We start from the raw sequence: 2,100 nt of genomic DNA on the forward strand, positions 1-2,100 counted from the left end.
GCAGGGGGCAGGGGGCAGGGGGCAGGGGGCAGGGGGCAGGGAGCAGGGAGCAGGGAGAAAAATACCAATTCCCCATTCCCAATTCCCAATTCTCAATTCCCAATTCCCCATTCCCCATTCCCCATTCCCAATTCTCAATTCCCCATTCCCCATTCCCCATTCCCAATTCCCCATTCCCAATTCTCAATTCCCAATTCCCAATTCCCAATTCCCAATTCCCCAATTCCCAATTCCCAACATATAAACCATGACCTCCACTACTACTCGTCGCAAATCCAACACGTTTTACGTCATTTTGATTGCTGGCGCTGCTGCCCTCGGCGGCTTTCTGTTCGGTTTTGACACTGCTGTGATTAACGGTGCAGTTGGCGCTCTTGCCAAAGCCTTTAACGCCAACAGTGTACTAACGGGCTTTGCGGTATCACTGGCATTGTTAGGGTCTGCCATAGGAGCCTTCTATGCAGGGAAAATTGCAGACCGTTATGGTCGAGTTAAGGCAATGGTAGCAGCTTCGATCTTGTTTACCATCAGTGCCATTGGCTCCGGGATTGCTTTCGGAATCTGGGATTTTATCTTTTGGCGGTTATTGGGTGGGGTTGCAGTTGGTACTGCTAGTGTCATCGCGCCAGCTTATATCGCCGAATGTTCTCCCAGCCATTTGCGAGGAAGATTAGGATCTCTGCAACAATTAGCGATCGTAGTTGGAATTTTTATTGCACTCCTATGCGACTACTTTATTGCCGTATCAGCAGGTTCGGCTGAAGCACCGTTTTTGTTTGGTATAGCTGCTTGGCGCTGGATGTTTTGGACAGAAATTCCTCCCGCCGTGCTGTATGGAATGTCAGCTTTGATGATTCCTGAATCTCCCCGGTACTTAGTTGCTCAAGGACGGGAACCAGAAGCTGCTAACGTTTTGACCAAGATTTTGGGGGGCGATGTGCTGGCAAAAATCGAAGAAATTCGCCAGACAGTGCTTCGAGAACGCGAACCTAAATTTTCTGACCTCTTAAGCAGACATGGCGGACTCCTTCGCATTGTTTGGATAGGAATCGGCTTATCTGTATTCCAGCAATTCGTTGGTATTAATGTAATCTTCTACTACAGCAGCGTTTTATGGCGGGCTGTCGGATTTTCCGAACAAAGTTCCTTAACAATCACGGTGATTACAGGTGCTGTCAACATTATTACAACATTAATTGCGATCGCCTTCGTGGATAAATTTGGTCGTAAGCCTTTGCTGATAGTAGGGTCAATTGGCATGACCATAACCTTGGGAACGATGGCTTATATTTTTGGCAACGCTCCCCTAGATCCTGCTGGAAACCCCACCCTCGTCGGAAACGCTGGGACTGTGGCTCTGATTGCAGCCAATCTCTATGTATTTTGCTTCGGTTTCTCCTGGGGGCCAGTCGTTTGGGTGTTGTTAGGAGAAATGTTTAATAACAAAATTAGAGCGGCTGCACTTTCAGTTGCTGCTGCAATCCAATGGGTTGCGAATTTCGTTATTTCCACAACATTCCCTCCCATACTGCAATATTTCGGTCTAGGTTCTGCCTATGGACTTTATACAATTGCGGCGGCTAGCTCATTCTTTTTCATTCTCTTTTTTATTAAAGAAACCAAAGGAATTGAGTTAGAAGATATGTAATTTGAATCCACCTAATACCTCTGAAGCTTAATTCGTCATTCTGAAATCGTGAAAAGCTATATCTCAGACTTGTCAAACCAGATAGAATTGCTATTAATCTTGTAGGGTGGGCATCTTGCCCACCCTGATTATACAAACTTTATCTGGAACAAACAACAAATAAATACAACTTTTCGCTTCAGTCAATCAGTAAAAAGATAGAAAACCTCAATACGGCTCTTTGTTGTTATGGTTTATTTGGTAATACCAATTTAATGTGAAGCTGCACTAAATAAGTAACTCTTTATTCTTGGCGCTCTTGGCGTACTTGGCGGTTTGTTTAATATTCTGTGCTTCATAAAAAGACACAAAAGTAATTCGCAAAATACTAAAAAAATACTGATTCCCTTATATCATGTCCGGTTAAATAATTGTCATTGCAAACGAAGAGAAGCAATCCCAAAAGCCTTGCG

Annotated in this window: 2 protein-coding genes; both read left to right on the forward strand. The window is 44.4% G+C overall.

Translation table 11 applies throughout. The annotated features are described in order from the left end of the window. Positions 1 to 244, forward strand: a 244-nt coding sequence (locus VB732_RS20645; protein WP_323232775.1) for a hypothetical protein, incomplete at its 5' end; no start/stop codon positions are given. Positions 245 to 247: 3 nt separating this feature from the next. After that, complete coding sequence (locus tag VB732_RS20650) at positions 248 to 1,648, forward strand: sugar porter family MFS transporter (protein ID WP_323232776.1); 1,401 nt, start codon at positions 248 to 250, stop codon at positions 1,646 to 1,648. The last annotated feature ends 452 nt before the right edge of the window (positions 1,649 to 2,100 follow it).

This window comes from Nostoc sp. UHCC 0252 (assembly GCF_034931145.1).
GTDB lineage: Bacteria > Cyanobacteriota > Cyanobacteriia > Cyanobacteriales > Nostocaceae > Nostoc.